Annotated in this window: 17 protein-coding genes and 1 pseudogene; 12 read left to right on the top strand and 6 right to left on the bottom strand. The window is 66.5% G+C overall.

Annotated elements, in window-relative coordinates; translation table 11 throughout:
• Positions 1-26: 26 nt before the first annotated feature.
• Positions 27-1,406 carry a class II fumarate hydratase gene (gene fumC, locus AC1VVM_RS16945; protein ID WP_482904729.1) on the bottom strand — a complete coding sequence of 460 codons (1,380 nt, stop codon included), beginning with the start codon at positions 1,404-1,406 and terminating at the stop codon, positions 27-29.
• 244 nt (positions 1,407-1,650) lie between these two features.
• Here fumC and AC1VVM_RS16940 point away from each other — a divergent pair, with 244 nt between their 5' ends.
• Together AC1VVM_RS16940 and AC1VVM_RS16935 are read left to right on the top strand one after the other, a co-directional pair.
• Positions 1,651-2,832: a lactonase family protein gene (locus tag AC1VVM_RS16940; protein WP_482955540.1), complete on the top strand. Its 1,182-nt coding sequence runs from the start codon at positions 1,651-1,653 to the stop codon at positions 2,830-2,832.
• Positions 2,833-2,849: 17 nt separating this feature from the next.
• Complete coding sequence (locus AC1VVM_RS16935) at positions 2,850-3,218, top strand: glutathione S-transferase N-terminal domain-containing protein (RefSeq protein ID WP_482955539.1); 369 nt, start codon at positions 2,850-2,852, stop codon at positions 3,216-3,218.
• A gap of 337 nt (positions 3,219-3,555) precedes the next feature.
• Here AC1VVM_RS16935 and AC1VVM_RS16930 read toward each other — a convergent pair whose 3' ends face one another.
• The 4 genes from AC1VVM_RS16930 to AC1VVM_RS16915 form a co-directional block, all read right to left on the bottom strand.
• Positions 3,556-4,230 carry a cytochrome b/b6 domain-containing protein gene (locus AC1VVM_RS16930; protein WP_482904727.1) on the bottom strand — a complete coding sequence of 225 codons (675 nt, stop codon included), beginning with the start codon at positions 4,228-4,230 and terminating at the stop codon, positions 3,556-3,558.
• Entirely contained in the window at positions 4,227-4,736 is a 510-nt protein-coding gene (locus tag AC1VVM_RS16925; protein ID WP_132386893.1) for a cytochrome c, read from the bottom strand. Before AC1VVM_RS16925 ends, AC1VVM_RS16930 begins: the two co-directional genes overlap by 4 nt.
• A gap of 102 nt (positions 4,737-4,838) precedes the next feature.
• Entirely contained in the window at positions 4,839-5,909 is a 1,071-nt protein-coding gene (locus AC1VVM_RS16920; RefSeq protein ID WP_482904726.1) for a 4-oxalomesaconate tautomerase, read from the bottom strand.
• Positions 5,910-6,032: 123 nt separating this feature from the next.
• Positions 6,033-6,956, bottom strand: coding sequence for a tetratricopeptide repeat protein (locus AC1VVM_RS16915; RefSeq protein WP_482904725.1), 924 nt, complete (start codon positions 6,954-6,956; stop codon positions 6,033-6,035).
• Between the two features lie 235 nt (positions 6,957-7,191).
• Here AC1VVM_RS16915 and AC1VVM_RS16910 point away from each other — a divergent pair, with 235 nt between their 5' ends.
• The 9 genes from AC1VVM_RS16910 to AC1VVM_RS16870 all read left to right on the top strand — a co-directional run bounded on the left by AC1VVM_RS16910 (position 7,192) and on the right by AC1VVM_RS16870 (position 18,704).
• Positions 7,192-9,600, top strand: a complete 2,409-nt coding sequence (locus AC1VVM_RS16910; protein ID WP_482956368.1) for a cyclic nucleotide-binding domain-containing protein — start codon at positions 7,192-7,194, stop codon at positions 9,598-9,600.
• Complete coding sequence (locus AC1VVM_RS16905) at positions 9,600-10,448, top strand: hypothetical protein (RefSeq protein WP_482904724.1); 849 nt, start codon at positions 9,600-9,602, stop codon at positions 10,446-10,448. Before AC1VVM_RS16910 ends, AC1VVM_RS16905 begins: the two co-directional genes overlap by 1 nt.
• Before the next feature lie 7 nt (positions 10,449-10,455).
• On the top strand, positions 10,456-12,300 hold the full coding sequence (locus AC1VVM_RS16900) for a cytochrome c3 family protein (protein WP_482904723.1): 1,845 nt from the start codon (positions 10,456-10,458) through the stop codon (positions 12,298-12,300).
• A 40-nt stretch (positions 12,301-12,340) separates the two neighbouring features.
• Entirely contained in the window at positions 12,341-13,189 is an 849-nt protein-coding gene (locus tag AC1VVM_RS16895; protein WP_482904722.1) for a phosphodiesterase, read from the top strand.
• 156 nt (positions 13,190-13,345) lie between these two features.
• Positions 13,346-13,933 (top strand): GNAT family N-acetyltransferase, encoded by a 588-nt coding sequence (locus AC1VVM_RS16890; protein ID WP_482904721.1) that lies wholly within the window; start codon positions 13,346-13,348, stop codon positions 13,931-13,933.
• 104 nt (positions 13,934-14,037) lie between these two features.
• A complete protein-coding gene (locus tag AC1VVM_RS16885; protein WP_482904720.1) occupies positions 14,038-15,519 on the top strand; it encodes a hypothetical protein in 1,482 nt (493 codons plus the stop codon).
• 147 nt (positions 15,520-15,666) lie between these two features.
• Positions 15,667-17,037, top strand: a complete 1,371-nt coding sequence (locus AC1VVM_RS16880) for an aromatic ring-hydroxylating oxygenase subunit alpha (protein WP_482905124.1) — start codon at positions 15,667-15,669, stop codon at positions 17,035-17,037.
• 256 nt (positions 17,038-17,293) lie between these two features.
• Positions 17,294-17,671, top strand: coding sequence for a nuclear transport factor 2 family protein (locus AC1VVM_RS16875; RefSeq protein WP_482904719.1), 378 nt, complete (start codon positions 17,294-17,296; stop codon positions 17,669-17,671).
• Positions 17,672-18,137: 466 nt separating this feature from the next.
• Complete coding sequence (locus tag AC1VVM_RS16870) at positions 18,138-18,704, top strand: Csu type fimbrial protein (protein ID WP_482955538.1); 567 nt, start codon at positions 18,138-18,140, stop codon at positions 18,702-18,704.
• Here the strand turns inward: AC1VVM_RS16870 and AC1VVM_RS16865 are convergent.
• Positions 18,694-18,855 carry a hypothetical protein gene (locus AC1VVM_RS16865; protein WP_482904717.1) on the bottom strand — a complete coding sequence of 54 codons (162 nt, stop codon included), beginning with the start codon at positions 18,853-18,855 and terminating at the stop codon, positions 18,694-18,696. The genes AC1VVM_RS16870 and AC1VVM_RS16865 overlap by 11 nt on opposite strands.
• On the opposite strand from AC1VVM_RS16865, the pseudogene AC1VVM_RS16860 reads away from it, so the two are divergent.
• Positions 18,785-19,090 (top strand): annotated as a pseudogene (locus tag AC1VVM_RS16860) (fimbria/pilus periplasmic chaperone); the annotation flags it as partial. The gene AC1VVM_RS16865 and the pseudogene AC1VVM_RS16860 overlap by 71 nt on opposite strands.
• Between the last annotated feature and the right edge of the window lie 36 nt (positions 19,091-19,126).

The raw sequence follows: 19,126 nt of genomic DNA, 5'->3' as shown, positions 1-19,126 counted from the left end.
GACTCAATCCCGGCCCCTTAGCCCCCTCAAACCATCGTTTCAGGCCGCACCACCCGGTCGAACGTCGCCTCGTCAACCAGCCCCAGATCGAGCGCCGCCTCGCGCAGAGTCATCCCTTCCGCATGGGCATGCTTGGCGATCTTGGCCGCATTGTCGTAACCGATCTCGGGCGCGAGCGCAGTGACCAGCATCAGCGAGCGCTCCACCAGTTCGGCGATGCGCCGGCGGTTGGGCTCTATCCCTTCCACGCAGCGCTCGGCGAAGCTGTCCATCCCGGTCGCCAGTAGCGCGATCGAGCGCGTGACCGCCGCGCCGATCAGCGGCTTGAACACATTCAGCTCGAACGCCCCCTGCATCCCGCCGACGGTCACCGCCTGATGGTTGCCGATCACTTGCGCGGAGACCATCGTCAGCATCTCGCACTGGGTGGGATTGACCTTGCCCGGCATGATCGAGCTGCCCGGTTCGTTGGCTGGCAAGTCCAGCTCACCCAGCCCGGAGCGGGGCCCGGATCCCAGCAGCCGCACGTCGTTGGCAATCTTGGTCAGTGCCACCGCCAGCGTCGAAAGCGTGCCCGAAAGCTGCACCAGCGCATCGTTGCTGGCCAGCGCCTCGAAGGCATTGGGCGCGGGCACGAAGGCCAGCCCGGTCTGCGATGCCAGATCGGAGGCCATGTCGGCCGCAAAGCCCTCTGGCGCGTTGAGCCCGGTGCCGACGGCGGTGCCGCCCTGCGCCAGCCGCAGCACGCCCTGTTCGGCCTCCACCAGCCGCCGCCGCGCGTCGCGCAATTGCTGGACATAGCCGGAGAACTCCTGGCCCAGCGTCAGCGGCGTGGCGTCCTGCAAGTGGGTGCGGCCGATCTTGACGATCCCGCTCCACGCCTGGGCCTTGGCATTGAGCGCCGCCGCCAGCCGGTCCAGCGCGGGCAGCAGGGCCCGCTCGATCCCCAGCGCGGCGGCGACGTGCAGGGCGGTGGGGAAGCTGTCGTTCGAGGACTGGCCGCGGTTGACGTCGTCGTTGGGGTGGACCGGGCTCTTGCCGCCGCGCTTGCTGGAAAGCAGCTCGTTGGCGCGTCCGGCGATCACTTCGTTGACGTTCATGTTGCTCTGGGTGCCCGAGCCGGTCTGCCAGATCACCAGCGGGAACTGGTCGTCGTGCGAGCCCGAGATCACTTCGGCGGCCGCCGCCTCGATGGCCTGCGCCAGCTCGGCGGCGAGCCCGTGGCGACGGTTCACCCGCGCGGCGGCCAGCTTCACGCGGGCGAGGGCGTGGATGATGGCGATCGGCATGCGCTCGGTCTGGCCGAACGGGAAGTTGTGCAGGCTGCGTTCGGTCTGCGCGCCCCAATAGGCGTTCGCTGGGACGTCGATTTCGCCGATGGAGTCGGATTCGCGACGGAATTCCATGAGGAGAGGCTCCTGTATCGCCGCGCCATCGCGGGGGAGGGGGAAAGGCGCGCGGTCAACCTAAGTACCGGATGCGGCAGGCGCAATGGCCCTCGCGCGCCCCCCCGAACTCCTCCCCTTGCAGGGGAGGAACTTTACAAGGGCTTCGATTCCGCACCGTCCCCGATAGATTGCGCACGGTGCTGTGGCCGGGTCCGCATTAGCTCGCTAACCTGCGGGGCAAGATCGGGAAAAGGATGCGAAAATGAAAGCGAAGCTGTGGGGTAGCGCCATGCGCTGGGCGACGTCCGGCATGACGGCCATCGCGCTGACGGGGTGCGCGACCGTGCCGACTGCAAGCGCTCCGGTCCAGACGCTGGCCTATGTCGGCACGCAGGGCAGCGGGCCGGGGCAGGGCGTGGTGGCTGTACGGTTCGATCCGCAGAGCGGCGCGCTCACTTCGCTGGGTGTGGTCGCGGAAGTCGACCGGGGGACCTGGGTACTCGCCGATTCCGCCCACCGCCGCCTTTTCTCAGTGAGCGAGACGGGCAACGACGGCACGATCCATGGCGCCGTGCTGGGCTTCTCCTACGACCCGGCGACCGGCGCGCTGGCGCCTCGCGGACGCGCCGATTCGGGCGGCGGCGGGCCGACCCACCTTGCGCTGTCGCAGGACGGGCGGACGCTGTTCGTCGCCAACTACAGCAGCGGACACGTCGCGACGATCCCGGTCGGGGCGGACGGAACGCTGGCCGCCGCGCCGTCCAGCGTGGAGGCCCATACCGGCTCCGGCCCCAACGAGCGGCGGCAGAAGGGGCCGCATGCGCACGGCGTGACGCTAGATCCTTCGGGCCGCTGGCTGCTGTCGCCCGATCTCGGCGCGGACAAGGTCTACGTCTACCGCTTCGATGCCGCCAAGGGCACGATATCACCCGCGCCGGAGCCTTTCGCATCCGTGACGCCCGGCGCCGGCCCCCGGCACATCGTGTTCTCGCCGGACCGCCGCCATGCCTTCCTGATGGAGGAAATGGGGGGCTCGATCGTCAGCTATGCGTGGGATGCCGGGCAGGGACGGCTCACGCCGCTGTCTACGGTCCAGCTCGATGCGGCCGACTTCGCGGGCACGCGCAGCGGATCGGAAATCGCGATCTCGCGCGATGGGCGCTTCCTCTACGCAGGCAACCGTGCGGCCAATCGCATCCAGATCTACGCCGTGCGGCAGGACGGCGGACTGGCGCCGATCGACACGGTGGACAGCGGCGGACAGATCCCCTGGGCCTTCTCGCTTTCAGGCGATGGCAAATGGTTGGTGGTCGCCAATCAGGGCGGCGCGCAAGGTGGCGGCAATCTCGCGGTCTTCGCGGTGGACCGTGCCAGCGGCAGGCTGACCGCGACGGGCAGCGGGCTTGAACTGGCCAAGCCCACCTCCATCTCGTTTACCGAATGACCGAACGAGGAAAACCCATGTCAGACAGTCTGTTCCGCCCCGTTCTCTATCTGAAGGCGACGTGTCCGCACTGCCTCAAGCTGCGGATCTTTTTGCTGGAGGCGGGGCTTCTCGATCAGTTCGAGCAGCGCATTTTCTCAGCCGGGGATGAGAACGAAGCCGCGATCCGCGCCGAGCTCGCCCCGCATTTCGAGAAAGTGACGTTCCCGACCATGCAGTACGCGCCGGGCAAGTTTATGAACGATTCCGATGCGATCATTGCGCACTATGCGGAGGCCGAGACGATCGACCGGGGCGACCTGCCGATCTTCGGGACGTATGCGGGGAGCGTGTTGCCGAACTACATGGCGGCGCGGAAGGAACTGCGGGAATTGAAGCAGGGGTGAAGCGGGGGAGCGAGCATCGTCTTCTCCATCTCCACCCTAGCCCCACCCACCCCGCTCATCCTGAGCCTGTCGAAGGATGGTAGACCCAGCGCCCCGCCTCAGGGGGCTTCGACAAGCTCAGCCTGAGCGGGGTTGAGAGGTTGGGCTGAGAGCAGGGCTGTCAAAATGGGGACTTCGTCGCCAGCGGAACGGATGTTCTCTCAATCCGTCATCCTGAACTTGTTTCAGGATCCATTTCGCAGGTTAGCCCGGAACCCCGATGGGTGCTCGACGGGCGCCGAACCATGGCTTGCGTCTAAAGCGACTGGGCGGAACGGAAGCCTCCGACCGTCCGCCGCTAAGCCTTGACCCCGCTCCAGATCGCCCAGCCGACCAGCCATGCCACCACCACACAGGCGAAGAACCGCCAAGCCGGCGCACGCACCAGCCCCGGCGTGGCCGCAGGCAACACGCGCTTGCCGGTCACCATCGGCGCGATCAGCCGATCTCGCCTGACCGCGCGGTAATAGACGATCGCTACAAGGTGCAGGGCGATCAGCGCGAGGATCAGATAGAACACCAGCCCGTGCAGGTTACTCGCCCGGTCGGCGGTGCGGAAAGACACGAGATGATTGAGCGGGCCAACGGCGCCGTCATCCTCGTCGCCCGAGAACAGCCCGAGCGTGACCTGAAGCCCCATCAGGCCGAGCAGCGTGATCACGCTCCAGCCGCCCGCCGGGTTGTGCCCGGCAGCGGCGGCATCGGTCTTGCCGCGCAAGTAGGCCAGCACCGCGCCGGGGCCGCGCACGAACGCGGCGAAGCGCGCGGTCGAACCGCCCACGAAGCCCCAGAGCACGCGGATCACCAGCAGTTGCAGCAAGACCGTGCCGATCTGCATGTGCAGGGCCATCCGGTCGTTCTCGGCCGTCCACCAGAGCGCCGGGATCAGCACCACGAAGCTCCAGTGGATCACCCGGACCGGCAGGTCCCAAAGCGCGGTGCGGACGCCCGTGGGGGCCGCCGGGGAACTCACTTATCCTTCTTTCGGAACGTCTCGTGGCAGCCCTTGCAGGCGGCGCCGATGCCCGCCATCGCAGTATTCGCGGCGGCGAGGTCCTTGGCATCGGCAGCGGTCTTGAGCGTTCCGGCGGCGGCGATCAGCTTGTCTGCGGCGGCCTTGAACTCGGCGTTTTTCTGCCAGATTATCGGCAGGGCCTCGGTCTTCGGGGCTTCAGCCGGGCCGGTGCCGTCGGGGAACAGACCCACGATCTTGCCCGCGTCCGTCTGGATCGCCTGAGCGGCGGCGGAGGCCGTGGGGAAGTCCGGCGTCGAGGCTTCGAGCGCGACTTTGGCCACTTTGTTGGACTTGGCGATGTCCTTGAAGTTCGCCTTGCGCGTCTTGACGATCGTGGAGACGTCGATCGGGGAATTCGTGGCGGTGGCGGTGCTGTCAGGGGCGGCTTGCGGCCCCTTGCAGCCGGCGACAGCGGCAAGCGCCGCAGCGGCGATGGTCGTGGTCAGGATGAATTTCGAGGCCATGTCGCAACTCCTGTCGGGCGGGATGCCGATCGATCCCTTGAAGCCCTGATAACCCGGAATGTTGCGACGCGGCGAGCGCTTTTTGCAGTTAGTGATTGGCGCTCAAGCGAAAACCACCCCGTCCATCAGCTTGCGCGCGGTGCGAAGGAGGGCGGCGCTCACCACGGCGCCGCCCTCGTCCACTTCGAGGACGCAGGACATCTCGCCGGTCGGATGTTCGACCGACAGCGTCTTGCGGCGACCCTCGGGGCATATGGCGACTTCGGCGGCGGGCGAGCCTTCGATCAGGCAGGCCGTCGCCACCGAGACCGCGCCGAGCACGCCGATGGTGGCGTGGGCGCGGTGGGGAATGAAACTGCGCACGGTCACCGCACCGCCATGCTTCGGCGGGGCGACCAGCATCATCTTGGGAACCGACTTGTCCTTGACATCGCCGAGGTTCATCCGCTCGCCCACGGCAAGGCGGATGGCCTCGATCCTGGCCTTCAACTCGGTATTGGCGTCAAGGCTTTCGCGGTCTTCGTAGCCCGTGATGCCGACGTCCTCGGCCTTCATGACGACGCAGGGCATGCCGTTGTCGATCAGCGTCACGCGCACGCCGTTCACTTCGTCCACGGCATTGCCGGTGGGCAGCAGCGCGCCGCAGGAAGAACCGGCGGTGTCGCGGAATTCCAGCGGGATCGGTGCGTGGCTGCCGGGCACGCCGTCGATCCTGGCATCGCCCTTGTACGTCACCTGTCCGCCCGGCGTCTGCACGGTGGCGACGGCGACCTGGCCGGTGTTCTCCATGAAGATGGCGACGTTCGTCTCGTCGCCGGTGGCCGCAATCAGCCCGCGCTCGATAGCGAAGGGGCCGATCCCGGCAAGGATATTGCCGCAGTTCTGCTGGTCGGTGACGATGGCCTGATCGACGAAGACCTGCAGGAACAGGTAATCGACATCGATCCCTTCGCGGGCAGACTTGCTGACGACGGCGACCTTGCTGGTCAGCGGATCGGCGCCGCCCATGCCGTCGATCTGGCGCGGATCGGGCGAGCCCATGATCGCGAGCAGGAAGGCATCGCGCGCGGCGGTGTCTGCGGGGAGATCGGACTTGAGGAAGTAGCCGCCCTTCGAGGTGCCGCCACGCATCCACATGCAGCGCAGACCATCGATTTCGCGTTCTTCACTCATGGCGCACTCCCGGCAGGATCGATTCGACGTTGGGGACACATGCTCCCCACATCGCGCGCGAGGGAAGCCGGTTACGGCGCGCCGTGATTGGTTCTGGCTAATCGTGCGCGCCGTGGCCCCCTGTCAGTGAATGCCGAGAACGTCTGCCTGCTGGCGCAAATCCCCGCTACGCGAGGGGTTGGCGGCGATAGCATCGGCGAGCGCCTTGCGGGCCTTGTCGGTCTCTCCCAGCGTCGTCCGGCTGCGCATCAGCATGATCCAGCCGTCGACATTTGAAGGCTCGGTCGCGAGCCGCGCTTCGAGGCGGGCGACCATGCCGTCCGCCATTTCGCGCTGTTCGTGCGGGGCCATCCGGGCGGCGGCGGCGATGTCACCGGCGCTGGGCCCGGGAATGCCTTGCGTGGCCAGCGGCATTTCCTGCGCATGCGGCAGGGCGGCCGCGGGCAGGGCCTGCGCTTCGGCCAGTTTCTTCGTCACGTCGATATGGTTTATCGTCGCCACTTGCTGAATGGTGCGGACGAGATCGGTGCGCCACGGGGCATCGGCGGGGGAAACGCGCAGCAGCGCCAGCCAGTCGTCCAGCGCGCCGGCATGATCCCCGTTCAGATCGCGCTTCACGGCCAGGAAATAGCGGGCGCGGGGATCGGCCTTGTCGAGAGAGGCGGCCTTGCGGAAGGCCTCCAGCGCGGGTTCCGGCATCGGATCGTGTTCGCTGGCCATGACTCGCGCCTCGCCCAGCGCAGACCACAGGACTGCCTTATCCGGCGCGATGGCGGCCGCGCGCGCATAGGCATCGGCCGCTTCGCCGTAGCGATTCTGCGCGAAGTAGGCGAGGCCGAGCTTCTGCCATGCGGCGGCATCGGCGGGCGCATCGTGCGCGGCCTGTTCCAATGTGCCGACAGGGTCTGCGCCCGGCGCGATTGCCCCGGCGGCTGCGGCTTCCGGCCGGTGTTCGTTGGTGCGCCAGACGGCCACGCCGACCGCACTTGCGGCAACCAGCCCGGCGACGACCAGCGCCGCGCGCTGGACACCGATCTTTGCCCCCATCGGTAAACCCCCTGTTGTAACATCGGAAAAACCGATCCATGAGAGCCCGGTCGGCCCCAGGGGGCACGTCGGACGCTGCTCGCGAGCGCAGATGCGGAATTTCACCGCACTTTGCAATCGCGGGGCCCATTCGCTGGGCAGGCATCCGGCGTGGCGATGTCCATCGCGGCTCGGCAGGGGGAATTTGGTGACGGAACGCGTCCGACTGGCCATCGTGGGCTCGGGCCCCGCCGGCATGAGCGCGGCGGGCCGCGCAGCCGCGCTTGGCATGAGCCACGTGCTGCTGGAAAAGACCAACCACCTGTCGGACACGATCTTCAAGTACCAGAAGGGCAAGCACGTGATGGCGACGCCCGCCTCGCTGGTGCTGCGGTCCGATTTCGATTTCGACGCCGGCAAGCGCGAGGCGGTGCTGGGCACCTGGGACGAGCAGGCCGCCGCACAGGGCATCGCCGTGCGCTACCACGCCGAAGTCGTTGCCATAGAGGGCGAGAAGGGCGCCTTTGTCCTGAAGCTGAAGGACGGCGCGCGGATCGAGGCGGAAGCCGTGATCCTCGCGATCGGCACGCAGGGCAATCCCAACCGCCTGCGCTGTCCCGGCGCGGACATGCCGCATATCCAGTACCAGCTCGACGATCCCGGTGAGTATATCGATGAGCACGTGACCGTGGTCGGTTCGGGCGATGCGGGGATCGAGAATGCGCTGGGGCTTGCCGCCGATCCGGCGCAGGGCAATGTCGTCACCATCCTCAATCGCGGCACCGAATTCGCCCGCGCCAAGGAAGGCAACGTCACCCTGTTGGCCGAAGCCGAGGCGGCAGGCCGCATCCGCGTGCGGAATGAGACAACGCCGGCCGAAGTGCGCCTTGGCGAACAGGGCGGCGAACTGGTGCTCGATACCCGCGACGGGCAGGAGACGATCCGCTGCGACCGGATCATTGCCCGCACCGGCTCCGCCCCGCCGCGCAAGTTCGTGGAAGACTGCGGGATCGCCTTCACCAGCCTAGAGCGGGAGGCATTCCCCGTCCTCTCCCCCCAGTTCGAGACGACACGGCCGGGCATCCACGTGATCGGCGCGCTGGCGGGTTATCCGCTGATCAAGCACTGCATGAATCAGGGCTACGACGTCGTCGAGTTCCTGAACGGCAATACCGCGCTCAAGCCTGCCGACGAGCCGATACTGGCCGAAAAATTCGCGCCGCTGCCCGGCAATCGCGGGGTCGAGGAATGGCTCACGCTGTTCGGGACGCGGATCGAGATCTTCCGCGAGATTTCGGCGCTGCAATTGCGCGAGATCATGCTCGATTCCGCCGTGCGCGCGGTTCCCGCAGGGGCGGCGGTGTTCCTGCGGCATGAGCCCGGCTCCTCGCTCTTCGCCATCGCCGAAGGATCGGTGCTGGTGGAAGTCAGCAAGGACGATCCCTCGATCACCGTGCCCATTGGCGAGGGCTCTATCTTCGGTGAAGTGGGCCTGATCTCGGGCCGCAGGCGCGGGGCGACGGTGCGGGCGGGCAGCGACCTGATCGTCGTCGAACTGCCGCGCGCCGCCGCGCTGAAGCTGATGGCGACGGCGCCCGCCGCCGCCCGCGTGGTCAACCGCATTTCGATCGAGCGGCAATTGCTCCAGATATTCGGATCGGGGCTGACGCCGGACGATATCGCCGAACTGGTCGCCGGGGCCGAAGTGGTGGAGGCTCGGGCGGGCGACGTGGTGATGCAGGAAGGCGCGGAAGGCACCGATATCTTCATCATCCGCCGCGGATCGATGGTGGTGGAGCGCGAGATCGCCGGAAAGCCGGTGTTCCTCAGCTATCTGCCCGCCGGGGCCTATGTCGGCGAGATGGCAGTGATCGACGGATCGCGCCGCTCCGCCACGGTACGCGCAGCGATCCGCTCCGAACTGATCCGCCTGCCGGGCGAGGCGTTCATGCGCCTGCTGGACCGCAAGCCGCAACTGCGCACCAAGGCCATGGGCGAGATGGAGCGGCGGCGCGAGGTCAATGCCTTCATCGAAGGGCGCAAGGAGAACTTCTCCAGCGTGGTCGACATGTATTCGCAGACCGCGCAGTTCCTGGTCGACAACGGCATCGGCGAAGCGACCGACGTGCTGCTGATCGACGAGAAGCTTTGCGTCGGCTGCGACAATTGCGAGAAAGCCTGCGCGGACAGCCATGACGGCCTCTCCCGCCTCGACCGCGAGGCGGGTACAACTTACGCACATCTCCACGTGCCCACTTCGTGCCGCCACTGCGAACATCCGCACTGCATGGCCGACTGCCCGCCCAATGCGATCCGGCGCGGCCCGGATGGCGAGGTGTTCATCGACGAGACTTGCATCGGCTGCGGCAATTGCCAGCGCAACTGCCCCTACGGCGTGATCCGCATGGACGCGGTGCCGCCAAAGAAGCCTTCGCTGCTCTCGTGGATGTTTCTCGGCAAAGGCCCCGGACCGGGCGAGCCGGGCAAGGACTGGCGCAAGAAGCACGCGGGCAAGGTCGAACAGCCGAAGAAGGCGATCAAGTGCGACATGTGCGCCGGGATCGACGGCGGCCCTTCGTGCGTGCGTGCCTGCCCCACCGGCGCCGCGATCCGCGTTTCGCCCGAGGCGTTCCTGACTGTCGCGCGGTTGGGGGAGGAGGGCTGATGGCCACCACGCCCTTGCGTCAGAACCGTGAGGTTACCAGCAGTCACGAGAGTTTCCTGCGCCATCGCCGCTTCCGCTGGGCGAAGCTGGCGGGCGGGCTCTGCCTTGTCAGTGCTGCCGCCTATATGCTCACCGATCCCACACCGCGCCCCGGCGGGGGGACCTGGCTGGGCTATACCCTGGGCACGATCGGCGCGCTGCTGATTGTCTGGCTGGCGCTGCTGGGCATTCGTAAGCGAGCGATCACACCGGGGCGCTGGTCGCTCAAGGCGTGGACTTCGGCGCATGTCTACCTTGGCCTTTCGCTGGTGGTGGTGGCGACCTTGCACACCGGCTTTCAGCTTGGCTGGAACGTCCACACGCTCGCCTATGCGCTGATGATGCTGGTGATCGCCTCGGGCCTGTTCGGGGTCTGGGCCTATGCCGCGCTGCCCGCCGCGCTCAGTTCGAACCGGGAGGGGATGACGCAGGCCCAGATGGTGGAGGCGATGCGCGCGCTGGATCGGCAACTGGACGAGGCGGCCCAGCCGCTCGCCCGCCGGGAGGCCGATCTGGTGCTGGCGGCGCTGGCCGAAGACCCGTTCACGGCCGGGCTGTGGCGGCGGCTTTCGGGGAACTATCCGCACTGTGCCACGCAGCGGGCGATTGCCGGGCTCGATGCCGCCAATCCCGATGTGGAGCGCGTCGAAAAGCTGATGATGCGCCGCAAGGCCATGCTGGACCGGCTGCGGCGGCACATGCGGCTCAAAGCGCTGCTGGAAGTCTGGCTCTACGTCCACGTGCCGACGACGATGGCGCTATTGGCCGCGCTGACCGCGCATGTCGTTTCCGTGTTCTTCTACTGGTGAGCCGCAAGTGACGTTCCGCATCCGCCAGATCGAACGCACCGCCGCCGGGCGAGAGATCGTGCGCGACCGCGACGTGGTGGGCGATGCGCTCACCATCGGCCGCCTTGCCGACAACGATCTGCACTTGCCGGATCTTGCCGTGGAGCCGCGCCATGCCGTGCTGCACCTTGCCGCCGAAGGGCGGGTGCGGGCAGAGGCCGTGGGCACGCTGGGCTTCGTGCTGGACGGCAGCGAGACGCGCAGTGCCACGCTCGACCCGAAAGTGGGCGGGGAACTGGGCTTCGGCACTTATCGCCTGACACTGGGCCGGGCCGAGGACGGCACCGCGCTGCTCACCGTGCGCAAGGGCGAGGACGCCGCGACCCGCTCGGGCGATCTGGAGGAAAAGCGCGGTTTTTCGCTGCAAGGCGTGCTGCCGGGCAAGCGCTGGGTCTCGTGGACGCTGGCGCTGGCGATCCTGCTCGCATTTCTGGCAGTGCCGATCGTCAGCAACCTCACGCGGACGCCTGATCGGGGCGTGATCGGGGACAGGAGCTGGAACCCCGGCGAACTCAGTCTGGCCCACCACACCCTGAGCGATCGCTGCGAAACCTGCCACGTCAAGCCGTTCGAGCCGGTGGGCGATGCCACGTGCCGCTCCTGCCACAAGACCGTGCACGACCATGCCGACCCGGCCCGCCTTGCCGCCGCGCGCGGCAACCTGCCGCTCGGCGAGCGGGCACTGTGGTCGGTCGCCCGTGCCTTCGGGCACGAGGGGCCGGGCGCCTGCCGCGATTGCCATGTCGAGCATCAGGGGCCGACCCGCATGGCCGAACCTGCCCAGCAGTTCTGCGCCGATTGCCACGGCGCGCTGAAGGACAAGCTGCCCGACACGCGCCTCGGCAATGCGTCGGACTTCACGCGCCTGCACCCGCAGTTCACGGCCACCGTCGTTACCGACGCGATGAGCGGCAAGACCGCCGAACTGTCGCTCGACAAGCCCTTGAGCGAGGACAACGGGCTGGCCTTCGCGCATCGCCTCCATCTCGATCCGCGCGGCGGGGTGGCGCGCATGGCGATGAACCTTGGTGCCGCGCGCGGCTATGGCGCGAACGGGCTCCAGTGCAAGGACTGCCACCGCCCCACCGAGGACGGCGTGCGCTTCCAGCCGGTCCGAATGGAGCGCGATTGCGAAGGCTGCCACTCGCTCGCCTACGACCGGGTCGGCGGGATCGTCCGCCGCCTGCGCCACGGCGACGTGGAGCAGCTTGCCGCCGATCTCACCGCCGCGCGCTGGACGCCGCGCGCCTATATGGCGGCGCGTCCAGCCGGAATGCAGGTGGGCGCGCGGCGGCGGCCGGGTGTCTTCGGCGAAGGCGGCCTCTACCAGTTCCGCTATGCCCAGCCGGTGCAGCAGCCGGTACAGGCCTCATGGCCGGGCCTGAGCCTCGCATCCGCGCTGTCCAGCAAGGGCGTCTGCGGCGAATGCCACCGCGCGGCGATGATCGACGGCAAGCCCGGCGTCGTACCGGTCCACCAACCTGCGCGCTACATGATGCGAGGCTGGTTCGATCATGCCGCGCACCGGCAGGAAAGCTGCACCAGCTGCCACGCCGCGCCGAAGTCCGACCGCGCCGCCGATGTGCTGCTGCCGGGCATCGCCCAGTGCCGCACCTGCCATGTCGGCGCGGCGAAAGGGGCCTCCCTGTTGCCGACACGTGCAAAAGTGCCCTCGACTTGCGCGATGTGCCACGGCTTCCACGGGGTCTCCTCGGGATCGCGCAAGGCCGTGCCGCGCGACGCCGTGCACGACGAGGCGCTTGAACTGCCGGTAACCAAGGATTTCAATGCCCCGGACAGACCGGGCACATAGAAACGGGCCAATAACGAAAAGAGCCTTCGGGAGACACGCCTTGCTGATTGCCCAAGTGACGGACATCCATATCGGCTTCGACCGGGGCAACCCGGAGGAGTTCAATGTCCGCCGCCTGCTCGCGGTGCTGCGGCGTATTGCCGAAGGGCCGCAGCGGCCGGATCTGCTGCTGCTTTCGGGCGATCTCACCGAACATGGCGATGCGGAGAGCTATGCGCTGCTGGCGCGTCTGGTCGAAGGCTGCCCGATCCCAGTGGCGCCGATGACCGGCAATCACGATTTGCGCGGGCCACTGCTGGCCGCGTTTCCCGCTTGCCCCAGCCACGACGGCTTCGTGCAATATGCTATCGAGCTGAAAGGCCTGCGGGTGCTGGTGCTCGATACGCTGGAGGAAGGCCGCCACGGCGGCGGTTTCTGCGAAACGCGCGCGGCATGGCTCTCGGCGCAACTCGCCGGGCATCCGCATGCGCCCACGGTGATCGCGCTCCACCATCCGCCGTTCGAGAGCGGCATTGCCTGGCTGGACTGCGACGCGCGTGAGCCGTGGATCGCCCGCCTTGCCCAGGCTCTTGAGGGGCACCGGCAAGTGGTCGGGCTGTTGGCGGGGCATCTCCACCGTCCTATCCACACGCTGTGGAACGGCATTCCCGCTACCGTCTGCGGATCGAGCGCGGCTCCGGTTGCGCTCGACTTCACCCCCGCCGATCCGGCTCACCCCGACAAGCGCGCGATGATTACCGACGAGCCCCCCGTCTACGCCCTCCACCGCTGGGATGGCGAGCGCCTGATCTCGCACATGGAGCAGGGGGGCGAGATCGACGTGCTGGCGCGTTTCGACGCCGCGTTCCAGCCGATCGTGCAGGCTATTGCAGCGGAGCGGCCTGAGTAACGCAGCACCGGCGCGGGGCCATTGGACAGGCTCTGCGAAGATTCCGATGGTTGGTGCCGAGGTCTCTGTTATCAAGTGGGAATGTCTGACCTTTCCGCAGTTCCTGCCTTGATCGCCGCGTGGCTTTCCGCGCGATCGGTTTGTCGGGGACTTCCCTTGCCCGTTGCCGACCGGGGCGGCTGGAGAGTGGATACGAACCTGCCCAACGAGGCGCGCCGTTGGGTGTTTGCCGAGCCGTGTGAGGGATTGCGGGAATTCGGGCGCGAAGTGTCGCTGCCTCGACATTTTCTCAAGTTGTGCGGGTCGGTCGATGATTTGCGGGCTGTTTTGCCGGCGGCGTGGCACCTCCAGCCCGAAAGCCACTTTATGATCGCGAACGATGCGCGCTCATCAGTAAGGGTTCCAGTGGGCGCGGCGGCGCGCACGCTTCCGGACGGCTATCGGCTCGAAAGTGAACGCGATGGGCCGACGACTTCCATTCGTATCGTCGCCCACGGCGGCAGTCTGGCGGCAAGCGGTTATGCTGCCGAAACCATGGGCGTTTTCATCTACGACCGGATCGTGACGGCACCCGAGCACCAGAGGAAGGGGCTGGGCAATATCGTCATGCATGCGCTGAAGTCGCAGCGACAATCCCCGAATGCCCCCGAACTTCTTGTCGCGACCGAGGAGGGGCGCCAGCTTTACATGTCGCTGGGCTGGACGGTGCTTTCCCCGTTTTCGACTGCGGAAATCCCCGCATGAAGCCCGGATCGCTTTGGCGGCGTATGGCTATTTGCACCGAGCCTCGCTCAGGCTAGACATCGGCGCGGGGGGTGGCGCTGCGTGCGCGCACCTTGGGGAAACAAATGTACGCCAGGCTGCCATCGCGTTCAGTGCTCGCAGGGCTGCTCATCGCGGCGGCCTTTGCGCTCGCGCTGGGCTTGCGGCTGCGGCAGGAGCCGGCCCCGCTGGGGTTTGACGAATATGCCTCGCTCTATTTCTCCGGCCGGTCCTTCGCGGAGCTGTGGGGGCCGTGGATGCTGCGCGAGACCAACCCGCCGCTGTTCTATTCGCTGCTGAAACTCTGGCGCATGGCGCTGCCGGACAGTCAGGCGGTGCTGCGGCTCCTGCCATTGCTACTGTCGCTGGCGCAGATCGGATTGGTGGCGCGGATCGCCGGGCGCAACTGGGGCTGGGCGGCGGCGGCGCTGGCGGTGCTGCTCTTCGCGCTCTCGCCCTCCGATATCTACCAGTCCGAATATCTGCGCGGCTATGTGCTGGCCAAGCTGGCGGTGACGGTCTCGTTCGTCGGCCTCCTGGCGGCACTGGAAGGCGAGAGCACGGCACGGCGCGGCTGGGCGCTTTATGTCGGTGGGGCGCTGGTCGCGATTTACAGCCATACGACGATGCTGCTCTGGCCGGTGATCGCCACGCTGGCGGTCCTGGTGGAGGCGGCACTTTGCCGGAGCATCGGCCGCACGGCGTTGCAGCGCCTGTTGGCGGCGAACCTTGCGGTGGCGGTACTGTCGGGCTGGGCCTTGTGGATCGCCGCTGTGCAAGTCCACGCAGCCTCGGCCAATATCGCGTGGATCGAGCCGCTGTCGTTCGACGACTGGCTGTCGAGCGTGAACCTCCAGCTCCTGCTTGATGGAGAGATCGGTTCGGGCCTGATGGCGGCGCTGATGGTCGTCGGCGTGGCGCGGACTTTCCGGGATCGGACGACACGGCTGGCGCTGTTCATCGTGATCGCTGCGCTGGCCGCATTCAAGGTGGCGGACCGGATCCACCCGATCATCTCCGATTACACGCTGCACTGGTGCGCCAGCTTCACCGTCCTGCTCGCCGCTGCCGCGCTGGCGGGGGGAGGGCGCAGATTCGGCATTCTCGCGCAGGGAGTTACGCTCGCAGCCGTGGCAGTGGTGGGGCTTTACGAACTGGTCACGCTCGTCTGGATTCCCCAGCCGCAGGACTGGCGTCGCACGATCCAGACCGTCGCCCACACCCCGAATTCCGCCCTGCTGGTCTCCCACGAGTCGGTGGGGCTGGTGGTGCAGCAGGCCTGCATGCTGGAATTCCACCGGGGCGACTGCCCGTTTCCCCTGATCGTCATGGCCAGCCGCGCGCCAACGGACGCCTGGGCTTTCGGCGGTTATCGCGGCCCGATCACGCCCGTCCGCCAGGTCCGCACCGCGCTTGTCCCGGCGCGCCGGGTCTATGCGTTCAGCCGCTATGTCTACACGCCGCTGCTCCCGCTGGGCCTCGACGAGAACCGCTATCGCCGCGTCGAGTGGGACGATGGCGAACTGATCGGCCCGATCCCGGCGAGCGACTTCCGGAAACACGCCTGAATTCTTATCCATCCCGGCAGCGATCTTGGGTAAAATCCCTCTGGTTCTCGGGCGGGCGATAGCTTAATGAACAACGCTGTTGATAACAGGAGAGGCCACGTGAAAGATACGGGCACCAATCAGACGGCCACACTGACCGCACAGGACATGGACGAGGAACGCCTCGCCACGTATCCGACCACGGCCTTCCTTTCGAAGGATTACCTTCAGGCGGAAAAGACCCTGCTCTGGCCGAAGATCTGGCAAATGGTCGAGCGCGAGACAGACCTGCCGAACCCCGGCGACTGGCTGACCTACAATGTCGCCGACGAATCGATCATCGTGCTGCGCAAGGACGATGGTTCGCTCAAGGCCTTCCACAACGTCTGCCCGCATCGCGGCCGCCAGCTCGTTTCGGTGCCGGACATGCTGCCGGGCAAGGTCCACGACGTGCGCGGCAACAACCGCAAGAGCTTCATCTGCGGCTTCCACGGCTGGACGTTCAACCTCGACGGTGAAAACACCTACATCCTCGACCCGCAGGACTGGCACAACAAGCTGACGCCGGAAATGACCTGCCTGTCCGAAGTGCAGGTCGATACCTGGGGCGGCTACATCTACATCACCATGGATCCCGATGCGGTGCCGCTGTCCGAATGGATGGGCCGCGCGGGGGAGATCCTCGACCACTTCGACCTTGCCGGCATGCACTACAAGTGGCGCCAGTGGGCGATCTACGACTGCAACTGGAAGACCGCGATCGAGGCGTTCCTGGAACCCTACCACGTGGCCGGCACGCACACGCAGCTCTTGGCCTATGGCGACTATTACGCGCTGTCCAAGCAGTACGGCCTGCACTCGGTCTCCAGCTACGACACGCGCGACAGCAAGTTCCAGATGAGCGAGAGCGCCGGCACCACCCGCGCCGGCAAGGGCGACGATGCGCGCGTCTCGACTTACGAACTGATCCGCGAAAACTATGAGACGGTGAACTACTCCGCCTCCACCGAAACGCTGGTCAACGCCGCCAGCCGTCTGGTGGACGAGCTTCCCGAAACCGCCACGCCGGGTGAGATCATCGCCCACTGGCTGAAAAGCGCCAAGGCCGACGACGCCGCGCGTGGTGTGACCTGGCCGGAAGTCCCGCCAGAGATCAAGAAGGAGAGTGGGCTGGCCTGGGGCCTGTTCCCCAACCAGAACATCCTCCATGGCGAGACTTTCGCGCTCTGCTACCGTGTGCGCCCTTATGGCAATGACCCCGACAAGTGCGTGTTCGAAAGCTACGCCCTCGAACGCTTCCCCGAAGGCGAGGAGCCGGAGACGGAATGGGTCTATGCCGATCCGATCGGTGAGAAATGGGGCTCGGTTCTGGCGCAGGACTTCTCGAACATGCAGTTCGTGCAGAAGGGCATGAAGTCCTCCGGCTTCCGCGGCCCGCTGCCCAATCCGCATCAGGAACAGAAGGTCATCAACCTCCACCGCAACCTTGCCAACTTCATGGACGGCATGGGCGCACCGAGGCTGCTGGATATCGACTGAGGGGGAAAACCACCCCCAACCCCTCCCGCTTGCGGGAGGGGAGTTCCAGCGCAACCATGAGAGGGCACGCAACTCTGCCTTCCCGCAAGCGGGAGGGCCGCGAGGCTCACGACGCGCAGGGAAGTCAATCGCCGCGAGGTGCGTAAGCGCCACGTCCGCTTACGCCAGCGTTTCTGGCATGCCAATGTTGCGAAGTTTCACCGCTTGACGCATGGACCCCGCCCGCTCGGCCTCGGTGCCGGCAAGGAGGTTCACGTTGGAAATCGATGCTCAATCAAGTGAGGAAGCGAAAGTCGTAGGTCGCCAGCTCGATGCTTACAATGCACGCGACATCGATGAATTCATGTCTTTCTGGGCAAGCGATGCGGAGGTTTTTGCATGGCCGTCAGAGAGCATCGCTAAAGGTTCCGAACAGATCCGCGCCCGACACATTGAGCGCTTCAACGAGCCGGATTTATTTGCTCGCCTGCTAGGTCGCGTTGCCGTCGGTGGCATGGTCGTGGACCGGGAAATCGTCACACGCAACTTTCCGCAGGGCCGAGCGAAGCTCGACGTCATCGGCATCTATGAAGTTGAAGAGGGTAAGATAAAGCGCGCTTGGTTCAAGCAAGGCCTTCCTGTTTTCGGAACATGATTCACACCAAGGTACGCCTGCTTCCCCGCAATTCCGGCCCTTCAAATCCGCTCACTCTTCAAATCCGCTCAGGCTGAGCTTGTCGAAGCCCCTGGCGGCGTGGCGCTGATCCAACATCCTTCGACAGGCTCAGGATGAGCGGGGTGAGGGGGATGAGCGGCAACCGGGATGGGGAGAGCCATGGCGGCTCTCCCGCACATCCGAACATTCGCCAGACGCGCCGAGCCGCTATTACGAGCGCCGCGAAGTTAGCCGCAGCGGGCAGCGCCTGCATGACGACGCCATGCCCTATCACGCGATCGGCTGCGCCTCCGGAACCGTCCACGACCCGTCCCATATTTCGCGGCGCGGGCGGTGTGTGCCCCTTGGCGCAAGGCGACGGGTTCTTAACCGTGCAAGCTTCAGGAGCACAGGAAACTACGTAGAAACACGTGGGTCTCTGGCTAGCCAATATCAAGGATTATCAATGAGACTCGAAGGCATGGAAAACCTTGCCTTTCAATTCGCCACGCGTCGGAAGCGGTTTTACGCAAACCTTTGCAAGACCGGATCCCTTGCGCTCGCGGTAACCGCATTCGTTTTCGCATCACCCCAGGCTGCCGAAGCGGCGACCGCGACGACCACGTTTGCCGTCACCGCCACGGTCCTGCCCTCCTGCACGGTTTCCGCAACGGCATTGGCTTTCGGCAACTGCAATCCGCTGTCCGGTACGCCCACCGATGGGACCAGCACGATCACCGTCAACTGCACGACCGGCACCAGCTATACCGTCGGGCTCAATGCCGGGGGCACCAGCGGCGCCACCGTGACCACGCGGCAGATGCTGTTGAGCACCAACGCGCTGAACTACGCGCTCTATCGCGATTCCGGCCACACCAACAATTGGGGAAACACGCCGGGAACCGATACGCCGGCCACCGCCACCGCCACCACGACGGCAGCGGCGCTCACCGTCTACGGGCGGATACCCGCGCTCCAGAACGTGCCTGCGGGGAGTTACACCGATACGGTCACGGTCACGGTCAACTATTGATGCGGGCGACCGGCCTCTGGCTGCTGGCCCCGATGGCAATGGCCGGGGCGGCGCCGGTGGCGGCGGGAAGTCTGCGGGTCATGCCGATCCGGGTGGAGGTTCCGGAGAACGCCTGTTTCTGCGGGCTGACGGTCTCCAATGACGAGGACACGCCGGTCTCCGTGCAAGTGCGGGGCTATCGCTGGTCGAAGGATGCGAACCGCGAGGACGTGCTGGCCGAGGACGCGGCGTTTCAGGTCAATCCGACGATCGTGACACTGGGAGCCCGGGAAGAGCGGCTGGTCCGGTGCGGCATGCCGCCATCCGCGCCCCGAACGTCCTCGGGCGTCGCCGAGCAGAGCTGGCGGCTGGTGTTGGACGAACTGCCCCGGCCGGACGCGGCCCCGGGCTCCACTTCCCGACCCGGCGGCATCCGTACACTG

The sequence above is a fragment of the Novosphingobium sp. BL-S-33 genome, from assembly GCF_056857025.1.
This window is presented reverse-complemented; position numbering and strand designations above follow the sequence as displayed.

What these genes read in the sequence shown, in the direction of transcription:
- fumC (WP_482904729.1), bottom strand. Translation starts at nt 1,406, where the DNA reads ATGGAATTCCGTCGCGAATCCGACTCCATCGGCGAAATCGACGTCCCA.
- AC1VVM_RS16940 (WP_482955540.1), top strand. Translation starts at nt 1,651, where the DNA reads ATGAAAGCGAAGCTGTGGGGTAGCGCCATGCGCTGGGCGACGTCCGGC.
- AC1VVM_RS16935 (WP_482955539.1), top strand. Translation starts at nt 2,850, where the DNA reads ATGTCAGACAGTCTGTTCCGCCCCGTTCTCTATCTGAAGGCGACGTGT.
- AC1VVM_RS16925 (WP_132386893.1), bottom strand. Translation starts at nt 4,736, where the DNA reads ATGGCCTCGAAATTCATCCTGACCACGACCATCGCCGCTGCGGCGCTT.
- AC1VVM_RS16920 (WP_482904726.1), bottom strand. Translation starts at nt 5,909, where the DNA reads ATGAGTGAAGAACGCGAAATCGATGGTCTGCGCTGCATGTGGATGCGT.
- AC1VVM_RS16915 (WP_482904725.1), bottom strand. Translation starts at nt 6,956, where the DNA reads ATGGGGGCAAAGATCGGTGTCCAGCGCGCGGCGCTGGTCGTCGCCGGG.
- AC1VVM_RS16910 (WP_482956368.1), top strand. Translation starts at nt 7,192, where the DNA reads ATGAGCGCGGCGGGCCGCGCAGCCGCGCTTGGCATGAGCCACGTGCTG.
- AC1VVM_RS16905 (WP_482904724.1), top strand. Translation starts at nt 9,600, where the DNA reads ATGGCCACCACGCCCTTGCGTCAGAACCGTGAGGTTACCAGCAGTCAC.
- AC1VVM_RS16885 (WP_482904720.1), top strand. Translation starts at nt 14,038, where the DNA reads ATGTACGCCAGGCTGCCATCGCGTTCAGTGCTCGCAGGGCTGCTCATC.
- AC1VVM_RS16880 (WP_482905124.1), top strand. Translation starts at nt 15,667, where the DNA reads ATGGACGAGGAACGCCTCGCCACGTATCCGACCACGGCCTTCCTTTCG.
- AC1VVM_RS16870 (WP_482955538.1), top strand. Translation starts at nt 18,138, where the DNA reads ATGAGACTCGAAGGCATGGAAAACCTTGCCTTTCAATTCGCCACGCGT.